This window comes from Polynucleobacter sp. MWH-UH19D (assembly GCF_040409795.1).
Lineage (GTDB): Bacteria > Pseudomonadota > Gammaproteobacteria > Burkholderiales > Burkholderiaceae > Polynucleobacter.
Genome location: NZ_CP099571.1, coordinates 1,785,970 through 1,801,900, shown reverse-complemented (window position 1 = coordinate 1,801,900; position 15,931 = coordinate 1,785,970). Strand labels below are relative to the sequence as shown.

Genomic DNA, 15,931 nt, shown 5'->3' with positions numbered 1-15,931 from the left:
CGTAACTTGTTAATATAGCTCTTTCCCATGAATCCTTCTGAACTTCGCTCCACTCTGGCTTTAGCAGGCATATTTGGCTTGCGAATGTTGGGCCTTTTCCTGCTCTTGCCGGTTTTTAGTATTCATGCACGCGGCTTACCAGGTGGGGAGCATGCCCTATGGGTGGGCTTGGCCCTCGGCATTTTTAATATTGTTCAGGCCTGCTTTTACATCCCCTTGGGGCGTCTTTCTGACCGTATTGGGCGCAAGCCTGTAGTGCTTTGGGGTCTTTCTTTGTTTGTCGCTGGCGCCCTAATTTGTGCCGCTCAGGATAATTTGCTCTGGATTGCGATTGGCCGTGGAATTATGGGTGCAGGTGCGGTATCGGCTGCAATTTCTGCATGGGTTGCAGATCTTACGCGCGAACAGGTTCGGACTCGAGCGATGGCCTTGGTGGGCGGCAGTATTGCTCTGTCATTTGCTTTATCTCTGGTGATTGCTGCGCCAATCTATCGCTTGATTAGTTTGAGTGGAATTTTTATTGTCCTCGCAATCTTGGGCGTTGCCGCGATGCTAGTGACACACTTTGTATTACCAAGCAATAAACCAGCGTCAAATACTCAACAAGCTTCGTTAAAAGAAGTTTTTTTACGCCCTGAGTTAATGCGTCTCAATTTAGGTGTATTTGTTCTTCACGCAACACAGGTTGCGATGTTTTTAGTGGTACCACGTTTGTTAGTTCAAGCAGGTCTACCCCTGGCATCGCATTGGGAAATTTATTTGCCAGTAGTGTTGTTGTCATTTTTTCTAATGGCACCCATTTTAATTTTTGGCGAGAAGAAACAAAAATTGCGCACCATCCTGTTATTGGCAATCGGATTGTTATTAGTCGCAGAATTTTTGTTTACCAAAACATCTTCTGTAATGTCGATCGCTGTTGCGCTTTTAATTTACTTCGTAGGATTTAATTTATTAGAGGCTTTACAACCTTCTTTAGTGTCACGATTTGCAAAAGAATCTAAGGGCACGGCGCTGGGTGTGTATAACACTACTCAGTCGATTGGATTATTTTCTGGAGCGGCTGTAGGGGGTTATCTCATGGATAGCCATGGTGATTTATCGGTCTTTACGATGGGCCTCGCGCTCTTAGTGTGCTGGCTTATAATTGCATGGTCGATGGGCGAAATGCCAGCGAAAGCAACAAGTTCAAAGTAATTCGTTACCAAGACACAGCCGTAGCTTTATCGTTTTAATTAAAGCAATTTTTTAGTAGCAATAACAGTAGTATTTTCTTCGGGAGACAACATGGCTTCGGTAAATAAGGTCATCATCGTAGGTAACGTTGGGCGCGATCCAGAAACGCGTTATATGCCAAGCGGCGACGCAGTTACCAATATTTCAGTAGCAACCTCAGACCGCTACAAAGATAAGCAAACAGGCGAAATGAAAGAAACCACAGAATGGCATCGTGTTGCCTTCTTTGGCAAGCTTGCAGAGATTGCGGGTCAGTACCTTAAAAAAGGTTCTCAGGTTTATGTAGAGGGTCGTTTACGTACACGTAAATGGACCGATGCGAGTGGTCAAGAAAAATATTCCACAGAAATCGTTGCCGAAACGATGCAAATGCTTGGTGGCAAGCCAGTTGGTGGTGGCGATAGTGGCGAGAGCTATAGTCGTTCTAAGTCTACTGAGCAGCCAGCTCCAGCGGCTTCTAATGCTGCCTCATTAGGCGCGATGGATGACGATATTCCGTTTTAAGCGAAAACCAAGAAGTCATTTAAGTGATTGATGACTGATAAGAAAAACCCCTCAGAAAATTTCTAGAGGGGTTTTTTATTTATTGCCGAGCATGGCGAATGTTGTCGGGCCAAGGCGAGTTGTAATCTGTTCTAAATGGATTGATATCTAAACCACCGCGTCGAGTATAGCGCGCATACACAGACAATTTTTCTGGTTTGCATTGTCGTTTGATATCGGTGAAGATCGTTTCAACACAGTGCTCATGAAATTCACCCAATTGTCTAAAGCCAATGAGGTAGCGTAATAAACCTTCTTCCAGAATGGGTCGACCTTGATACCGAATTTGAACGCTGGCCCAATCGGGTTGGCCTGTAACGGGGCAGTTCGATTTCAACAAATGAGAAACTAGACATTGCTCTATTGGGCCAAAGGACTCATTGATACCCAGTAAGTTTGGATCTGCAGGTAAATTTGGGTCGACTTCAATATCGAGTCTATCGAGCAAAACGCCAGACATTTCTTGCATGCCTTTTTTGGCTACGGCTTCAGTCGCTTGAATGCGTATTGTGATTTTGCTTCCTGCAACAGCAGAAAGATCTTTAATGAGGAGTTCGCGAAGCTGATGTTCATCTGCAAAGTGCGTGTTGTTTAGGCTGTTTAGATAAAGCTTGAATGATTTAGATTCAATCATGTTGGGTGAGTCGGCTGGAATCTGAAACTCAGCGAGTGCGATTTGAGGCTTCCCTTTTTTATTGAGCCAACTGAGTTCAAAAGCATTCCAAATATCAACGCCTACGAATGGCAGCGCTTGACTATCTTTGAAGCCAAGTTTGGCGCGATTCTCTGCTCTAGGGATGGGAAATAGCAAACTTGGATCATATTGATCTGGATATTGAGTTGCTTGCCCAAGTGAAAGTATCGCCATACTTACTTATGAACTTTTGGTTGATTGGAAACGCCAGAGACTACGTGTCCTGTTGGTGCAACAGAAGCGGCTGATTGGCAATGACCCGTTTGATCATCAAAGAAAAAGTCTGGTTCAAACTCTCTCAAAAATTCACTCTTGGATAAACCGCCCAGAAACATGGCCTCATCCACATCTATGCCCCAGGCCATTAAGGTGCGAATAGCACGTTCATGTGCAGGAGCTGAACGTGCAGTAACCAAAGCAGTACGAATGCGCATACCATTCTCGCTGGTCGAGCGTTGCAGCCTGTGTAACGCTTCTAGCAGGGGCTTGAATGGGCCGGGTGGCAAAGGTATGTCCACCTTTTTGCTTTCGTGGTCGACAAAAGCTTCAAGACCTTTATTCTGGAATACTTGCTCCGCTTCATCTGAGAACAGTACTGCGTCACCGTCAAATGCAATGCGAATTTCATTGGGATGTGACTCGGCAATCTTGCTAGATTCTGGGAACACTCTTGCCGCTGGGAAGCCAGCATCGATAGTTGCTCTGACATCATCCTCATTTGCCGATAAAAACAGATTGGCATGCAAAGACCGCAGGTAGTGGTATGGCGGACGTCCTCTTGTAAAAACTCCGCGCTCAAGATGAAGGCCGTGATGTTCGGCAGAGCGGAATACTCTTAAACCGCTTACGGGATCGTTGCGAGAGAGTATGACTACCTCGACTCGTTGTTCGCCTGCTTCATTAAACGCTAATAATTTCTTAACCAGCGGAAAAGCAACGCCCGTTTGCGCGGCAATACCTAAGCGCTCAAGCTGAAGCTTCATGTAAGCACTGTCATCAGCGGATTCGAAGATGCGATTTTCTTCTTCGAAATCAAACAAGGCGCGCGATGAGATCGCGACGACAAGTTTTCCGGTGAGCGTGTAAGACATGGTTATTTCAAGAATAAGCGATAAGCAGGGTTATTGCTTTCATCCCAATGTGGATAGCCTAGGGTTGCTAGGAATTTCTGGAATTTCTTCTGCTCATTTTTTGGAACTTGGATGCCAACCAAAATACGGCCGTAGTCAGCGCCGTGATTCCGGTAGTGGAAAAGGCTAATGTTCCAATTCGGTGCCATGCTAGTTAAAAACTTCATTAATGCGCCTGGACGCTCAGGAAATTCGAAGCGATAAAGTAGCTCATCTTTTGCTAAGGCTGAGTGACCGCCCACCATATGGCGTAAATGAGATTTGGCTAATTCATCATGCGTCAGATCAATGGTTGCAAATTTTGCTTTGCGGAAATGCTTTGCAATTGCATCGCTATCACCGGCTTTTTGAGTGCTGATCCCCACAAAAATATGTGCTTCGCTTTGGTCGCCGATGCGATAGTTAAATTCTGTGACGTTACGCTTTCCAAGTAATTCACAAAAGCGCTTAAATGACCCGCGCTCTTCTGGAATAGTGACCGCAAACACTGCCTCGCGGAATTCGCCTACGTCAGCTCTTTCTGCAACGAAGCGCAGGCGACTAAAATTCATATTGGCGCCACAAGCAACCGCAACAAGAGTTTTTTTCTTGATGCGTTTTTTCTCCACATACTTCTTCATACCGGCAATAGCTAAGGCACCTGCTGGCTCAAGGATGCTTCGAGTATCAGTAAAGACATCGTTAATCGCTGCGCAGATTTCATCAGTATCAACCGTAACGATTTCATCAACAACTTTTTTACATATACGAAATGTTTCTTTGCCAACTAATTTGACAGCAGTGCCATCTGAGAATAGTCCAACATCTTTCATCTCAATGCGTTTATTGGCTTTGAGCGATTGATTCATTGCATCGGAGTCAGATGCTTGAACGCCAATGACTTTGGTATTTGGACTAACGGCTTTAACGTATTCGCCAATACCTGCAATCAGTCCACCACCGCCGATAGCAACAAAGACGGCATCGATTGGCTTTGTATGCTGCGTAAAAATTTCTTGAGCAATAGTGCCCTGGCCTGCAATCACATCTGGATCATCAAAAGGGTGAACGAAAGTGAGACCACGTTTTTTAGCTACAAGCTCTGAGTATTGAAAGGCATCGCTATAGGATTCCCCATGCAAAATAACTTCTACCCAAGATCCGCCTCTGGATTTAACGGCATCAATTTTGACGCTTGGTGTAGTTACTGGCATCACAATGACGGCATTGCATTTCATTTTTGCCGCCGCTAGTGCGACACCTTGAGCATGGTTGCCTGCTGAAGCAGCGATAACGCCACGTTTTAAGGCTTCTGGCGTTAAATGCGCCATTTTGTTGTAAGCGCCTCGGAGTTTGAATGAGAAGACTGGCTGGTTATCTTCCCTTTTGAGTAAAACTTGGTTGCCCAAACGTTTGCTCAATTCTGGGGCGAATTGAAGCTCGGTTTCTCTCGCCACGTCGTAGACGCGAGCCGATAAAATTTTCTTTAAATAGTTCGTTGCCATCCAATGAGCGTACCACGGATAGGCTCTAAGCCCTTAGATTTTCAGGGGTTTATATACCTCGTCGGCAACTTTCTTGGTTTCCTGCCAGTATCGAGGTAGCTCAATTAAAATGCATATTTATCAAATATGTCGATATGAACGCACCATTGGCTTTAAACCAGTTGCAGGATTTTGAAGCGGGCTCGCCCAGGCTTCGAGAAATTCCCTACAACTACACCTCATTTTCCGATCGTGAGATTGTGATTCGCCTTTTGGGCGAGGAGTCATGGCGTGTATTAAATGATTTGCGCGGCGTTCGTAGGACTGGTCGCTCAGCTCGCATGTTGTTTGAAATCCTTGGGGATATTTGGGTAGTTCAACGTAATCCCTTCTTGCAGGATGACTTGCTTGATAACCCCAATCGTCGTAAGCAACTAATTGATGCTTTGTGGCACCGCCTGGGCGAAGTGAAGAAGCGAAACAGCGGCGACTCTGCTGAACAAGTAGAAGTTTTATTAAATGCCGCTTATCGTGCCATTGAAAATTTTGAGAACGGCTTTAAGGAAGTTGAGCAAATTCGCAAGCGCGCTCGAAAAAAATTAGGCCGTCACACTGCGAGTGACAACATTTGTTTTGATGGTGTATCGCGTGCCGCACACGTGACTGACGCAACCGACTGGCGCGTTGAGTTTCCTTTGGTTGTCCTTAAGCCAGACTATGAATCTGAAATCCCTGGCTTGGTAAAGGCTTGTGTGGAACTAGGTTTGACGATTATTCCGCGCGGGGGAGGCACAGGCTATACGGGCGGTGCAATTCCCTTGTACGCCATGTCGGCTGTGATCAACACCGAAAAGCTGCAACAAATTGACGGTGTTAAAAGTAAGCAATTGCCGGGTGTCGATCATGAGGTTTCAACGATCTTCACGGGCGCTGGTGTCGTAACGCGTCGCGTATCCGATGCTGCTGAGCATGCGGGCTTGGTGTTTGCTGTCGATCCTACTTCGGCTGATGCAAGTTGTATTGGTGGCAATATCGCCATGAACGCAGGTGGTAAGAAAGCTGTTTTGTGGGGCACTGCTCTTGATAACTTAGCCAGCTGGCGCATGGTAGATCCACAAGGTAACTGGCTTGATGTAGAACGCCTTGAGCATAACCTTGGCAAGATTCATGATGTTGAAAAAGTTCGCTTTCAATTGACTTGGTCAGATGGTAATAGTGAGCCTGGCCAACGTATTTTGAAGACGGAGATATTAGAGGTAGAAGGTAAACGTTTTCGTAAAGAAGGCCTTGGTAAAGACGTTACCGATAAGTTTTTAGCTGGCTTACCTGGGGTACAAAAAGAAGGTTGTGATGGTTTAATTACAAGTGCAACTTGGGTTTTACATCGTATGCCCAAATACATGCGCACTGTCTGCCTAGAGTTTTTCGGTCAAGCACGTGAAGCAATTCCAAGCATCGTTGAGATTAAGGCTTACCTAGAGACACTAAGTAAGCAAGGCGGTCCAATCTTGGCTGGTCTTGAGCATTTAGATGATCGTTACTTGCGTGCAGTTGGTTATTCAACAAAATCCAAGCGCAATAGTTTGCCTAAGATGGTGCTGATTGGCGATATCGCTGGTGACGACGAAGAGGCAGTTGCAGCAGCAACGAGTGAAGTAGTGCGTATGGCCAACTTGCGAGTTGGTGAGGGTTTTGTAGCCGTAAGTGCCGATGCCCGTAAGAAGTTTTGGCTAGATCGCGCCCGAACAGCAGCAATTGCGCGGCATACCAATGCATTCAAGATCAATGAAGACGTGGTGATTCCATTGCCACGTATGGGAGAGTACACCGATGGTATTGATCGAATCAATATTGAACTCTCGCTTAAGAATAAGCTTCAAGTCTTGGATGGTCTCGAAGCCTTCCTAAAGAAGAGTGCATTGCCATTAGGAAAGAATGATGAAGATTACGAAATTCCTACGGCTGAGATCCTAGGTGACCGTGTTCAGCAAGCTTTAGAGTTAATTGCAAAAGTACGGATGCGTTGGTCTGATTGGCTTGCGCATATGGATGTCTATTTTCCGCAACTACAAAACTACAGTCTGCGCGCCTCTTGGAAAGAAGAAGTGCGTTCAAAGTTGCGCATTATTTTTGGCGGCTTAGCTTTTGAGCCGATTTTGAATGAGCTAGAAGCTATTCATAAAAATATTTTGCGCAAGCGAGTATTCGTTGCTTTGCATATGCATGCGGGTGACGGTAATGTGCATACGAATATTCCAGTGAATTCGGATGACTACGAGATGTTGCAAGATGCGCATCGTGCAGTAGATCGCATTATGAAGTTGGCGCGATCATTAGATGGTGTAATTTCTGGTGAGCACGGAATTGGTATTACAAAATTAGAGTATCTAACTGAAGCAGAGCTCAAGGATTTCCGCAGTTACAAAAATCGTGTGGATCCAGAAGGGCGCTTTAATAAAGGTAAGCTCATGCCACATGCTGACTTGAGCATGGCTTATACCCCTAGCTTCGGCTTAATGGGACACGAGTCCATCATCATGCAGCAGAGCGATATTGGCGCGATTGCCGATAGCGTCAAAGATTGTTTGCGTTGCGGAAAGTGCAAACCAGTTTGCTCAACACATGTGCCACGTGCGAACTTGCTCTACAGTCCACGCGACAAAATTTTAGCTACCTCATTATTGATTGAAGCTTTCTTGTATGAAGAGCAAACACGTCGCGGCGTTTCGATTCGGCATTGGGAAATGTTTGATGACGTTGCTGCGCACTGTACCGTATGCCATAAGTGCTTAACCCCTTGCCCCGTCAAGATTGATTTTGGTGATGTCACCATGAATATGCGTAATTTATTGCGCAAGATGGGGCAACAGCGCTTCAACCCTGGAACAGCAGCATCGATGTTCTTCTTGAATGCAACGAGCCCGGACACCATTCACCTAGCGCGTAAGACAATGATTGGATGGGGTTATAAATTGCAGCGTCTTGGTAATGATGTATTGCGCAAGTTTGCTAAACAACAAACAGCACATCCTCCTGCAACAGTAGGTAAGCCAAGCGTGAAAGAGCAAGTTATCTTTTTTGTGAATAAAAAGATGCCAGGTAATCTGCCTAAGAAGACTGCGCGCGCCCTGCTGGATATTGAGGATGCGAACTATGTGCCTATCATTCGTGACCCGAAGATCACTTTTGCTGATAGCGAGGCGGTATTTTATTTCCCTGGCTGCGGTTCGGAGCGTTTATTTTCTCAAGTAGGTTTAGCTACCCAAGCAATGCTTTGGAATGTCGGTGTGCAAACTGTATTGCCTCCAGGTTATCTCTGTTGCGGCTATCCGCAACGTGGTAATGGTGATTTTGACAAAGCTGAGAAGATGATTACAGACAATCGCGTACTGTTTCACCGCGTTGCTAACACTTTGAATTATCTGGATATCAAAACAGTCGTGGTGTCTTGTGGAACATGCTACGACCAACTTGCTGGCTACCAGTTTGAGCAGATCTTCCCGGGTTGCCGCATTATTGATATTCACGAGTATCTGATGGAGAAGGGTGTGAAGCTCTCGGGTGTGAATGGTGTGAAGTATATGTATCACGATCCTTGTCACTCACCGATGAAGTTGCAAGATCCTTTGAAGACGGTTAACGAGCTGATTCAGTTGGAAGACGGCAAAGCGATTGCTAAGAATGATCGTTGCTGTGGTGAGTCTGGAACTTTGGCCGTAACACGTCCTGATATCTCTACTCAAGTTCGCTTCCGTAAGCAAATCGAGATGGAGAAGAGCGCAAATGATTTACGCAAAGGTGACTTTACGGGCGATGTGAAGGTGCTCACTAGCTGCCCATCTTGCTTGCAAGGCTTGTCACGATTTAATGCTGACAGTGGGACTACTGCGGATTACATTGTGGTGGAGATGGCGCAAAAATTGCTTGGTGATAATTGGATGCAAGACTATGTTGCTAAGGCAAACCAAGGTGGTATTGAAAGGGTATTGGTTTAATGATTCCAAGTAATGTAGTGGTGCATCAGCAATCTAAAGTTCTTGAGCTTGCCTATGAAGATGGTCAAACTTTTCGCTTGCCATTTGAACTATTGAGGGTGGTATCACCTTCTGCTGAAGTGCAGGGTCATGGACCTGGTCAAGAAACCTTGCAAACAGGTAAGCGCGATGTTTTGATTTCTAGTCTTGAGCCTGTTGGCCACTATGCCTTAAAGCCAACATTTTCTGATGGGCATGATTCTGGTTTGTATTCTTGGGAGTATCTACGTTTCTTGTGTGAGAACCAAGAGCAAATCTGGCGGGAGCATTTAGATAAATTGGCGGCCGCTGGCCTTGATCGTGATGCCCCAATGGCGACAACAGGCCACTCTCATGGCCATTCTTGCGGAAGTCACTAATGAGCAAAACCCACTTTGGTTACCAAAGCGTTGATGAAGCAGAAAAAGCTGGCAAAGTAGCGGAAGTTTTTCATTCGGTAGCCAATAAATATGATGTGATGAATGACTTAATGTCATTTGGTTTGCATCGTGTTTGGAAAAAAATTACGATTGCACGCGCTAATGTACGCCCTGGTCAAAAAATATTAGATATTGCGGGAGGCACGGGTGATCTTGCCGCTGCATTTGCTAAAGCAACCGAATGGGGTCGTAATCCCGATGCTCAGGTTTGGTTAAGCGATATTAACGCATCCATGCTTGGTGTTGGACGTGATCGCTTGTTAGATCGTGGCGTCGCATTACCTTGTGTGCAATTTGATGCAGAAAAAATTCCTTTCCCCAATAATCATTTTGATGTGGTGACAGTTGCATTTGGCTTGCGCAATATGACTCATAAAGAAGTGGCGCTGGCTGAAATGTGTCGTGTGATTAAGCCAGGCGGTCGTGTATTGGTGCTCGAATTTTCTAAGCCAGATGCATTTTTGCAGCCCGTGTATGACGCTTACTCATTTAAGGTATTGCCTTGGTTGGGTGAAAAGATTGCGCAGGATTCAGAGAGCTACCGATATTTGGCTGAATCGATTCGGATGCACCCAGATGCAGATACCCTCAAGCAAATGATGTTGGACGTTAGTTTTGATGAAGTGGAAACCCACAGAATGACTGGGGGTATCGTTGCCTTACATATTGGTATTAAATACTGATTTAATGTACTTTCATTAACAAAAATGCCAATGAAATGATTAAAGGGGTAGTCAAAATGAATCAGCATTTTTTTAGAGCAACATTAGTAAGTCTCGCTTTGGTTTTTGCAAGTGTTGGACATGTAGAGGCGGCTCGCCTAGGCGGAGGAAAAAGCTTGGGTCGTGCTCCAAGTGCGCCAATTCAAAAACAAGCTACTCCTCCGCAAAAGCCTGCTCAGCAGGCTCAGCCAACTGCCCCAGCTCCTGCTGCTCCACAAGCGCCTGCACCCAGTCGTTTTGGTGGCATGGGCGGGATTTTGGGCGGCTTAGCCGCAGGTCTTGGTATTGGTTACCTTTTGTCACATTTTGGCTTGGGTGAGGCGGCATCGTCACTGGTAATGGGATTATTAATTGCAATGCTAGCTGGCTTTGTCATGATGTTCTTGATTCGTAGATTGTTGCCAGTGGTATCGCCCTCAGGTATGCAGCGTGCAAATCTCGGTCAGACACCAAGACAAGAACCGGCATTTATTCCAGCTGCCAATGCATTTGCTGATGTTGGTACTGATCCAGAAAAATTTCAATCAACCCTGCCTCCAGGATTTGATGAGCGTTCATTTTTGGAGAACGCCAAACAATTTTTTGTGACTTTGCAAAAAGCCTGGGATCAGGGTGATTTGCAGTCCTTAAAAGAATTCACAACCTCAGAGATGTTTGCAAGAATTTCACAAGATCTCGCTGGACGTGTTGATGCTGCCAATCAAACCGATGTCATTACGATTAATGCACGCTTGTTAGGGATTGAGACTAATGAAGCGCATTATTTCTGTAGTGTTCAATTTAGCGGGGTCATTCGCGAGCAACCTGGCGGTCCAGCTGATGATTTCTCAGAAATTTGGAACTTAAGCAAGCCGGTAGAAGGGCCTGGAGGCTGGGTACTAGCCGGTATCTCTCAGTTGGTTTAAGCTTAAGGTAATTTCCAACGGAAAACCCGCACTAGTGCGGGTTTTTTACACTCAATGAATAAGCTTTCTTCTTCTACTCATACAATTGCCGCTACCGTAGCTTGCCGTGGCATCAATCATGTTTTGGAGAGCGAACCTTGGGCCTGCTCAGAATTGGCAAAACATACATGCAAAATAATTTTGTTGCAATTGCCCGTCGGTCAGCTTGCTTTTCGCATTACTGATGCTGGGCGCCTTGAGGCATTGAAAGAGATTGAGAGCCCAAGCTTGACCTTAGAGGTGCCCGCTAAAGCTCTTGGTGATTTACTCGGTGGATCAGGAAATATCAAAGAGCAGGCAATTAAAGCTGTAAAAATTACCGGTGATGCGGATTTAGCGCAATTGATTGGCCGATTGGCTGGTCAATTACGTTGGGAGTATGAGGAGGATTTGGCTCGTGTTTTTGGTGATGCCCCTGCCCATTTTGCTGTTCAGAATGGAAAGAAGTTTATTTCAGCCACCAAATCAGCGGCCGGGGATTTGCTAGACAATCTAGTGGAATATGTTAGCGAAGAGAGAAAAGTGCTGTTGAACATGCGTGACTTTAGTATTCATAAATCTGAATTACACGAATTGCGCGATTCTGTTGATCGTTTAGAAAAACGTATTCAGCATCTCGAGCATAAGGGTAAATAAATCGTGCGCCGAATAGCTCGTCTTTCATTCATTTTCTTTACAGCGTGGCGCTATGGTTTATTACCGCTTCTTCGCGATGTTTTAAAGCCAGGCATTGGGCGTAGTTGCTTAACGATAGTTTGCTGGACTTCACCAGGAACCAGTCTGCCAAGAGGTGAGCGGATTCGCTTAACGCTTGAGGCGCTTGGTCCGATATTTGTGAAGTTTGGCCAAGTGCTATCAACCCGTCGTGATTTATTGCCAGAAGATATAGCCAATGAGTTGGCAAAGTTACAAGATCAAGTACCGCCGTTTTCGAATGCAGAATCTATGCGTCTAATAGAGACAGCATTGGGGCAATCGATTGATGAAACATTTCTGAGTTTTGATGCGAGTCCTGTAGCTAGCGCCTCTGTTGCGCAAGTTCATCTAGGTGTTTTACGGGGAACCGAAAAGCATCCAGAGTGGCAGAATCAATCTGTTGCAGTGAAAGTGTTGCGTCCTGGAATATTGCCTGTAATCGAGGGTGATCTTGCATTGATGTATGACTTGGCAAAGATCATTGAGAAGAGCTCTGAAGATGGCCGTCGTTTAAAGCCTCGTGAAAACGTCGCAGAGTTTGATACCTATTTGCATGATGAGTTAGACCTCATGCGCGAGGCAGCCAATGCTAGTCAGCTACGTCGGCATTTTGCTGATTCCACGAAACTCATGATTCCGGAAATGTACTGGGATTTATGTCATACCAATGTCATCGTCATGGAGAAGATGGATGGCATTTCTATTGGGCGAACTGCAGAGCTCCGGGCGGCTGGTGTCGACTTTAAGAAATTGGCTGCGGATGGTGTAGAGATCTTTTTCACGCAAGTATTTGAATATGGATTTTTCCATGCAGACATGCATCCAGGAAATATCATGATCAGCTTGGCGCCAGAAACATTTGGACGTTTTATTTCTTTGGATTTTGGAATTGTCGGCGCCTTAAGTGAATCAGATAAAAATTATTTAGCGCTGAACTTCTTGGCCTTCTTTAATCGAGATTACCGCAGAGTGGCTGAGTTACATATCGAGTCAGGATGGGTGCCGGCTAATACTCGCGTTGAAGAGTTAGAGGGCGCAGTTCGTTCAGTATGCGAGCCATACTTTGATCGACCCCTGAAGGAAATTTCATTGGGTATTGTCTTGATGCGCCTGTTCCAGACTTCTCGTCGTTTCAAGGTGGAAATTCAGCCACAATTAACTTTGCTTCAAAAGACGCTTTTGAACGTGGAAGGCCTTGCCCGTCAACTAGACCCTGATCTAGACCTATGGAAAACTGCTAAGCCAATCTTAGAAAAGTGGGTAAGTAAGCAATTAGGTTGGCGGGGATTGATCGATGGTCTAAAACAAGAGGCGCCCACTTGGGCCAAAATCTTGCCATCTTTACCTCGTTTAATTGCTGACAGTTTGGCTCAAAGCCGGCACCCTGCAAAAGACCAAAATGCTGAATTAGAGGTTTTAAAGGCACTTTTGCTACAAGAAAGACGCAATCATCGTCTATTAGCAGGTTTCTTGCTATTTACTGGCGGGTTTTTGGCCGGAATATTGATCATCACCCTAGGCATTTATTAGTCTTTCGCTGATTGGGCTCTAACCCGCTAAAATAGCGGGTTAGGCAAAGACATGAAAAAATACTTTATCGCTGGCATCTTGGTTTGGGCACCATTGTCAATCACAGTTTGGGTGATTGCATGGGGCTTGGGTTTACTCGACGGCGTGTTTGGATCTGTAATACACGCCATCATCATGGTTCTTCCGCACGATGCTGCAGTAGATGTTCAGCATTTCCGAGAACTACCAGGCGTGGGCATTTTGATTGTGGTCGCAGTCATTATGTTGACTGGTGTTTTGGCGATCAGTTTTGCAGGGCAGTGGTGGCTGAAAGTTTGGGATAAGTTTGTTAATCGTATCCCGGTTGTGCGTTCAATTTATTCCAGCGTCCAACAGGTATCTTCAACATTATTTTCCGGTAGCGGTCAGGCTTTTAGTAAGGCCTTATTAATTCGTTACCCACATTCTGAATCTTGGGTAATTGCTTTTCAAACCGGTAATCCTGCTAAAGAGATTGCTAGTAAGTTGGGCGAAGGTTATGTGAATGTTTTTTTACCTACGACTCCAAATCCAACCTCTGGTTTTTTCATGATCGTGCCTCGTGCGCAAACGATCGAATTGGAGATGAGCGTAGAGGAGGCCCTGAAGCACATTGTTTCAATGGGTTCTGTTCCCCCAAATAATTCCAGTGGATTGACTTCTCAAGAGTTGCCACACCATTTTTGATTTATAGGAAATTGTTATGTCAATGCGTAGCCATAATTGCGGCCAAGTAACTGATGCGCTGATTGGTCAAGAGGTCACACTCTCAGGCTGGGTCAATCGTCGTCGTGACCACGGGGGCGTGATCTTTATTGACTTACGTGACCGCGAAGGTTTTGTGCAAGTGGTCTGCGATCCGGATCGCCCAGAAATGTTTGCGCTCGCAGAGCAGGTGCGCAATGAATACTGTATTCAGATTAGAGGGCTTGTGCGTGCGCGTCCTGCTGGCACAGAAAATAATGATCTAGCAACAGGTAAGGTTGAAGTGCTCTGCCACAGCTTAGTGATTTTGAATGCTTCGGTAACGCCACCATTTCAGATTGATGACGAGAACTTATCTGAAACTACACGCTTGACCCATCGTGTGCTGGACTTACGTCGCCCCCAAATGCAAAAGAATTTGCGTTTGCGCTACAAGGTTGCGATGGAGTGCCGCCGTTATTTAGATGATGCGGGTTTTATTGATATTGAAACCCCGATGTTGACTAAAAGCACACCAGAAGGTGCACGTGACTATTTAGTGCCATCACGCGTGCACGATGGCCAGTTTTTTGCTTTGCCACAGTCGCCCCAATTGTTTAAGCAGTTGTTGATGGTTGCTGGCTTTGATCGCTACTATCAAATTACTAAGTGTTTCCGAGATGAAGATTTGCGTGCAGATCGTCAGCCTGAATTTACTCAGATTGATTGTGAAACCGCTTTCTTGAGTGAATTAGAGATTCGGGACTTATTCGAAAACATGATTCGCCATATTTTCAAGAAGACCTTGAATGTGGAATTGCCAAATCCATTCCCAACGATGCCTTATTCAGAGGGTATGGCGCGTTTTGGTTCCGATAAGCCTGATCTGCGCGTGAACTTTGAGTTCACCGAGTTAACGGATTTGATGAAAGATGTTGACTTCAAGGTGTTCTCAGGCGCGGCAAATCAAGCTGGTGGTCGCGTGGTTGGTTTATGCGTACCTGGTGGCGCTGAAATTAGTCGTAGTGAAATCGATGATTACACCCAGTTTGTTGGCATTTATGGCGCCAAAGGTTTGGCGTGGATTAAGGTTAATTCGGTTGCGGAAGGCCGCAACGGTTTGCAATCACCAATCGTTAAGAATTTGCATGATGCAGCGATCGAAGGCATTTTGAAACGCACTGGTGCAAAAGATGGCGACATTATTTTCTTTGGTGCTGATAAAGAAAAAATCGTGAACGATGCCATCGGTAATTTGCGTCTACGCATTGGTCATTCCGCTTGGGGTAAAGAGCACGGCCTCCTCACTGAAGGCTGGAAGCCATTATGGGTTGTTGACTTTCCTATGTTCGACTATGACGAAGGTGAGGCGCGTTGGGTTGCTTGCCACCATCCGTTTACCAGCCCTAAAGATGAGCATATGCAGTATCTAGAAACTGATCCAGGCAAGTGCTTAGCTAAAGCCTATGACATGGTTCTAAACGGCAGTGAAATCGGTGGCGGCTCTGTACGTATTCATCAAGAGGCAGTTCAAAGCCAAGTATTCCGTGCGCTGAAGATTGGTGCTGAAGAAGCGCAGGCTAAGTTTGGTTTTTTATTGGATGCTTTGCAGTATGGCGCTCCTCCCCATGGCGGTATCGCATTTGGTTTGGACCGTATTGTGACAATGATGACAGGGGCCGAATCAATTCGCGATGTAATTGCATTCCCTAAAACACAACGCGCACAATGCTTGTTAACTCAAGCACCAAGCCCAGTGGATGAGCGTCAGTTACGTGAATTGCATATTCGCTTGCGTCAAGCTGCCCCCGCAGCATAAAA

General features: G+C 45.6%; 13 protein-coding genes. 10 read left to right on the top strand and 3 right to left on the bottom strand.

All coding sequences use genetic code 11. The features are described from left to right. Positions 1 to 27 precede the first annotated feature (27 nt). Positions 28 to 1,194 carry an MFS transporter gene (locus NHB34_RS09145; RefSeq protein WP_353427329.1) on the top strand — a complete coding sequence of 389 codons (1,167 nt, stop codon included), beginning with the start codon at positions 28 to 30 and terminating at the stop codon, positions 1,192 to 1,194. 90 nt (positions 1,195 to 1,284) lie between these two features. After that, positions 1,285 to 1,737: a single-stranded DNA-binding protein gene (gene ssb, locus NHB34_RS09140; protein ID WP_353427328.1), complete on the top strand. Its 453-nt coding sequence runs from the start codon at positions 1,285 to 1,287 to the stop codon at positions 1,735 to 1,737. A gap of 79 nt (positions 1,738 to 1,816) precedes the next feature. Here the strand turns inward: ssb and queF are convergent, their stop codons facing one another. From queF to ilvA, 3 genes are read right to left on the bottom strand one after another with little or no spacing between them, the layout of a single operon-like run. Continuing rightward, entirely contained in the window at positions 1,817 to 2,644 is an 828-nt protein-coding gene (gene queF, locus NHB34_RS09135) for an NADPH-dependent 7-cyano-7-deazaguanine reductase QueF (RefSeq protein WP_353427327.1), read from the bottom strand. A gap of 2 nt (positions 2,645 to 2,646) precedes the next feature. Next, positions 2,647 to 3,561 (bottom strand): 5'-nucleotidase, encoded by a 915-nt coding sequence (locus NHB34_RS09130; RefSeq protein WP_353427326.1) that lies wholly within the window; start codon positions 3,559 to 3,561, stop codon positions 2,647 to 2,649. A gap of 2 nt (positions 3,562 to 3,563) precedes the next feature. Further along, positions 3,564 to 5,084 carry a threonine ammonia-lyase, biosynthetic gene (gene ilvA / locus NHB34_RS09125; RefSeq protein ID WP_353427325.1) on the bottom strand — a complete coding sequence of 507 codons (1,521 nt, stop codon included), beginning with the start codon at positions 5,082 to 5,084 and terminating at the stop codon, positions 3,564 to 3,566. A 134-nt stretch (positions 5,085 to 5,218) separates the two neighbouring features. On the opposite strand from ilvA, the gene NHB34_RS09120 reads away from it, so the two are divergent. From NHB34_RS09120 to aspS, 8 genes are read left to right on the top strand one after another with little or no spacing between them, the layout of a single operon-like run. Continuing rightward, entirely contained in the window at positions 5,219 to 9,058 is a 3,840-nt protein-coding gene (locus NHB34_RS09120; RefSeq protein WP_353427324.1) for an FAD/FMN-binding oxidoreductase, read from the top strand. After that, entirely contained in the window at positions 9,058 to 9,456 is a 399-nt protein-coding gene (locus NHB34_RS09115; RefSeq protein ID WP_353427323.1) for a DUF971 domain-containing protein, read from the top strand. Before NHB34_RS09120 ends, NHB34_RS09115 begins: the two co-directional genes overlap by 1 nt. Further along, positions 9,456 to 10,199, top strand: coding sequence for a bifunctional demethylmenaquinone methyltransferase/2-methoxy-6-polyprenyl-1,4-benzoquinol methylase UbiE (gene ubiE, locus NHB34_RS09110; RefSeq protein ID WP_353427322.1), 744 nt, complete (start codon positions 9,456 to 9,458; stop codon positions 10,197 to 10,199). The genes NHB34_RS09115 and ubiE overlap by 1 nt, the downstream gene beginning before the upstream one ends. A gap of 56 nt (positions 10,200 to 10,255) precedes the next feature. Beyond that, a complete protein-coding gene (locus NHB34_RS09105; RefSeq protein WP_353427321.1) occupies positions 10,256 to 11,143 on the top strand; it encodes a Tim44-like domain-containing protein in 888 nt (295 codons plus the stop codon). Positions 11,144 to 11,197: 54 nt separating this feature from the next. Then, complete coding sequence (locus tag NHB34_RS09100) at positions 11,198 to 11,818, top strand: SCP2 sterol-binding domain-containing protein (RefSeq protein ID WP_353427320.1); 621 nt, start codon at positions 11,198 to 11,200, stop codon at positions 11,816 to 11,818. A 3-nt stretch (positions 11,819 to 11,821) separates the two neighbouring features. Continuing rightward, a complete protein-coding gene (gene ubiB / locus NHB34_RS09095; protein WP_353427319.1) occupies positions 11,822 to 13,408 on the top strand; it encodes a ubiquinone biosynthesis regulatory protein kinase UbiB in 1,587 nt (528 codons plus the stop codon). Between the two features lie 51 nt (positions 13,409 to 13,459). Then, positions 13,460 to 14,113, top strand: a complete 654-nt coding sequence (locus NHB34_RS09090; protein WP_353427318.1) for a DUF502 domain-containing protein — start codon at positions 13,460 to 13,462, stop codon at positions 14,111 to 14,113. A 16-nt stretch (positions 14,114 to 14,129) separates the two neighbouring features. Then, positions 14,130 to 15,929 carry an aspartate--tRNA ligase gene (aspS, locus tag NHB34_RS09085; protein WP_353427317.1) on the top strand — a complete coding sequence of 600 codons (1,800 nt, stop codon included), beginning with the start codon at positions 14,130 to 14,132 and terminating at the stop codon, positions 15,927 to 15,929. The last annotated feature ends 2 nt before the right edge of the window (positions 15,930 to 15,931 follow it).